Annotated in this window: 3 protein-coding genes; 1 reads left to right on the top strand and 2 read right to left on the bottom strand. The window is 72.2% G+C overall.

Features of this window, described 5'->3' with window-relative positions; genetic code table 11:
- The first annotated feature begins 77 nt into the window (after positions 1-77).
- Positions 78-857, top strand: coding sequence for a VOC family protein (locus QMF80_RS37610; RefSeq protein WP_283461892.1), 780 nt, complete (start codon positions 78-80; stop codon positions 855-857).
- Between the two features lie 177 nt (positions 858-1,034).
- On the opposite strand, the gene QMF80_RS37615 is transcribed toward QMF80_RS37610, so the two are convergent.
- Together QMF80_RS37615 and QMF80_RS37620 are read right to left on the bottom strand one after the other, a co-directional pair.
- Positions 1,035-1,823: an enoyl-CoA hydratase/isomerase family protein gene (locus tag QMF80_RS37615; protein ID WP_283461894.1), complete on the bottom strand. Its 789-nt coding sequence runs from the start codon at positions 1,821-1,823 to the stop codon at positions 1,035-1,037.
- Between the two features lie 31 nt (positions 1,824-1,854).
- A complete protein-coding gene (locus QMF80_RS37620) occupies positions 1,855-4,101 on the bottom strand; it encodes an acetate--CoA ligase family protein (RefSeq protein ID WP_283461895.1) in 2,247 nt (748 codons plus the stop codon).
- Positions 4,102-4,332: the final 231 nt, after the last annotated feature.

Here is a 4,332-nt window from a genome sequence, read left to right on the forward strand (position 1 = left end):
GCGTGTACTCGTTGGGTACGTGTGCGGGTTCCCCTCCGGGATCCGCGCATCTCGGACCTCATCGCAGGAGGCAACACATGCTGGGCACCGACTACCGCACCGGGTCACCGAACTGGATCGACCTCGGCAGCCCGGACATTCCGCGGGCCGCCGCCTTCTACCGCGCGGTGTTCGGGTGGGAGTTCCAGCTGCTCGGACCGGAGACGGGCGGGTACGGGTTCTTCCAGGTGGACGGGAAGACCGTCGGCGCGGTGGGGGAGTTGAACCCGGGGGCCACGTCCGCGTGGACCGCGTACTTCCAGACCGATGACGTGGACGCGACCACGCAGGGTGTGCGCGACGCCGGCGGCACCGTCCGGGTCGAGCCGATGGACGTCATGGGGGAGGGCTGGCTGGCGCAGTACACCGACCAGCAGGGCGCCGACTTCGCCATCTGGAAGCCGGGCAAGACGGCCGGGCTGGGGCTGACGTCCGCCGACAACACCCTGGTGTGGGTGGAGCTGCACGTGCCCGACCCGGCGGCCGCCCTCTCCTTCTACGGCGGGCTCTTCGGGTGGCGCTCGCAGGACATGGACGTGCCCGGGATGACGTACCGGGTGCTCAGCATCGCCGACGGGGACCAGCAGGACGGGTCCTTCGGCGGGGTGGCGCCCCTGATGGAGGGGGAGTCGAACGCGCGCTGGGTGCCGTACTTCGCCGTCGCCGACGTGGACGCCGTGGTGGACACCGCGCAGACCAGCGGCGGGACCGTGCTGATGCCGGGCGCGGACGTGCCGGAGGTCGGACGGATCGCGTGGCTCGCGGACCCGAGCGGGGCCGTCTTCGCGGTGCTGAAGCCGGCCCCGCGCGCCAGCTGACCCGGAGCGGGTGACGAGGAGGAGGGCAGCCGGGCGCGGCCGGCCGGGCGGCCCTCCTCCTCGTCGTCGTTCTCGGTGTCCCCGGTGTCCCCGGTGTCCCCGGTGTTCTCGTCGGTCTCGGCGTTCTCGACCGGCCCCGGCCCGGCCGCCGGCCGCCGGCCGCCGTCGGGGGACGGCCTACACACCCCGGTACTTCGGCGTGCGGCGCTCCACGAAGCTCGCTACGCCCTCGTTCGCGTCCGCCGTGGTCATGTTGATCTCCTGGGCCGTGGCCTCGGATGCCAGGGAGGCCGTGCGGTCGCCGTCCAGGGAGGCGTTGACCAGCTGTTTGGTGAGGGCCAGGGCGCGGGTCGGGCCCTGGGCCAGGCGCTGGGCCCATTCGCGGGCGGTGGTTTCCAGGGCTTCGGCCGGGACCACCCGGTTGACCAGGCCCAGGCGCTCGGCTTCGGCGGCGGGGACGGCGTCGCCGAAGAACATCAGCTCCTTCGCCTTCTGCGGTCCGACGAGCCGGGGCAGCAGGTACGCGCCGCCGCCGTCCGGGACCAGGCCGCGGCGGACGAACACCTCGATGAAACGGGCCTGTTCGGAGGCGATGACCAGGTCACAGGCGAAGGCCAGGTGGGCGCCGATACCGGCCGCCGTGCCGTTGACCGCGGCGATGACGGGCTTCTCGCAGTCCATGACGGAGGTGATGAACCGCTGCGCGCCGGTCCGGATCATGCGGGCCACGTCGCCCGCGACCCGTTCACCGGCCGGGGCGGGAGAGCCGCGCAGGTCGGCGCCCGCGCAGAAGCCCTTGCCGGTGGCGGTGACGACGACGGCGCGCACGGCCGGGTCGGCCGAGGCTTCGGCGAGCAGGGTCATGATGTGCTCGCGCTGGTCCCAGGTGAGGGCGTTCATGGCCTCGGGACGGTTCAGCGTGATCCACGAGACGGCGTTCTCGGTGTGGTGCAGTACCTCGTCCATACGGGGCTACTCCCGGCCTTCGGCTTGGGCTTCAGCGGCAGATGGCCAGCGCGTCCAGGGCCACCGCGCCCTGGCCGCGCGGAAGGACCATCAGGGGGTTGATGTCGAGTTCCGCGAGTTCGTCGCCCAGCTCCAGCGCCATCCGCTGAACGCGCAGGATGACCTCCACGAGCGCTTCCACGTCGGCGGGCGGTGCTCCTCGTACGCCTTCCAGCAGGGCGTGGCCGCGCAGTTCGCCCAGCATGGCGCGGGCCTGGTCCTCGCCGAAGGGCGGGACGCGGACGGCGGCGTCGTTGAGGATCTCGACGAGGACTCCGCCGAGGCCCACGGTGACGGTGGGGCCGAAGAGGTCGTCCTGGGTGACGCCGACGACCATCTCGACCCCCTTCTCCACCATCTGGCAGACGAGCACCCCGTCGAGCGGGACGTTCTCGAAGCGGGCGATGTCGGTCAACTCACGGTACGCGTCCCGTATTTGGCTGGCCGAGGTGAGGCCCATCTTGACCAGGCCCAGTTCGGTCTTGTGGGCGAGCTGCGGCCCGGAGGCCTTCATCACGACCGGGTAGCCGACCTGGCCGGCCGCGCGGACGGCGGCGGCGGCGCTGGTGACCAGCTGTTCGCGGGGGACCCGGATGCCGTAGGCGCGCAGCAGCTGCTTCGCGGCGTGCTCGCTGAGCTGCTGGCCGGGCCGCATCAGGGCCTGGGCCTTGCGGTACGAGGGGGAGGGTGTCCGGGGGGCGTCGTCGAAGGGGGAGCGGTAGGCGGCGGTGAAGCGGTGGTGGCCGAGGTAGGCCCGTACGGCGGTGATGCAGTTGCCGAAGGTGCGGAAGGTGGCCACTCGGGAGGAGCCGAGGAGGGTGGTGCGGTAGGCCTCCTCGGTGCCGACGGGGGAGCCCCAGATGACGCAGACCAGCTTGTCCGTGCGCTCGGCGGCGTCGACCAGGTCCTGGGCGAGCTTGTCGCTCATCGGGGGGAAGGGGCCGGTGATGGGACAGATCAGGACGCCGACGGCCGGGTCGGCGAGGATCGCCTCGATGATTTTGGGGCCGCGCCAGTCGCCGACGGGGTGGCCGCCGTTGTCGACGGGGTTGGCGACGTTCAGGTACTCCGGGATCCACTGGTGGAGTTCGTCCTGCTTGGCCGGGGAGAGGGTGGGCAGGGTGAGGCCCGCCTCGGTGGCCAGGTCGGAGAAGTGCGCGCCGGTGCCGCCGGAGATGGAGTAGACGACCACCCCGTCGGCGAGCGGTTTGCGCGCACGGGCCAACAGGGCGGCGGTGTCCTGGAGTTCGTCGAGCCCGTCGACACGGATCACGCCGAACTGGCGCATGGCGGCGTCCACGACGGTGTCGGCGCCGGTGAGCTTGCCGGTGTGGGAGGCGGCCATGCGGGCGCCGGTCTCGGTGCGGCCGACCTTGACGGCGACGACCGGTACGCCGTTGCGGGCGGCGCGGTCGGCGGCGAGGAGGAAGGCGCGGCCGTCCTTGAGCCCTTCGACGTAGCAGGCGATCGCCCCGACCTCGGGCTGCTCGGCGAAGTACGAGATGAAGTCGGAGGTCTCCAGGTCGGCCTCGTTGCCCGTCGGGGCCCAGTGGGAGAGGCGGATGCCCAGCTCCTGGAGGGTGTAGACGGGGCGGCCCTGGTGGCCGGACTGGGTGATCAGGGCGATCGCCGGGCCGTCGAGGTCGTCGCGGAACTTCTCGAAGGCGTTGAGGTTGGTGTTCGGTCCGAGCAGCCGCAGGCCGGAGCGTTCCACGGCGGCGCTCAGCCGGGCCTGGGCGGCGGCGCCCTCGTCTCCGGTCTCGGCGAAGCCGGAGGCGAAGGCGACCGCGAACTTGACCTTGGATTCGGCGAGTTCCTCGATCACCGGCAGGGGGTTGGCGACGAGCAGCACGGCCAGGTCCACCTGCTCGGGCAGGTCGGCCACGCAGGGGTGGCAGTCCAGGCCGAAGACGCTGGTACGGGTGGGGTGGACCGGGTGGAGGCGGGCGCCGACGCGCTCGGCCCAAGCGATGAGTTGGCGGGTGATGCCGGTGTTGGGGCGGCCCTCGGCGTCGGAGGCGCCGATGACGGCGACGGACTCGGGGCGGAAGAAGCGGTCCAGGTCGGGTACGTCGGCGTGCAGCGGGCGCCCGCTGACGTCCACGGGGGCGGCGGCCGGGTCCGATCCCTCGGGGGAGGGGGCCGCCGTGGAGTGGACGGCGGTGCGGGGGGTCTCGCCGCACGCCTCGACCCGGGCGCGGAAGTGAGTGGTGAGGGTGCCGTGAGTAGATCCAAGCATCGTTCCGCTCGCTTCCCGCTCGATGACTGCCCCGGTGGGCGCCGTGGTCGACCGTCCAATAGCTGACGCATGGTCAGGTTACTGAACTGACGGGCCGTCAGGAACAGGGCTGCGCAGGAAAGCTGGTGAGGGGGTTTCGTGAAGAGCGTCGTGAGGGTGTCACGAAGGGCGCCATGGGGGCGGCGCGGGACCTGCCCCGGAGGCTGGTGCGAGGGGTGGGGTGGGGTGGGG

Source organism: Streptomyces sp. G-G2, assembly GCF_030063135.1.
Classification (GTDB): domain Bacteria; phylum Actinomycetota; class Actinomycetes; order Streptomycetales; family Streptomycetaceae; genus Streptomyces.

Coding starts and splice junctions, on each gene's coding strand:
- QMF80_RS37610 (WP_283461892.1), top strand. CDS start 78: ATGCTGGGCACCGACTACCGCACCGGGTCACCGAACTGGATCGACCTC.
- QMF80_RS37615 (WP_283461894.1), bottom strand. CDS start 1,823: ATGGACGAGGTACTGCACCACACCGAGAACGCCGTCTCGTGGATCACG.
- QMF80_RS37620 (WP_283461895.1), bottom strand. CDS start 4,101: ATGCTTGGATCTACTCACGGCACCCTCACCACTCACTTCCGCGCCCGG.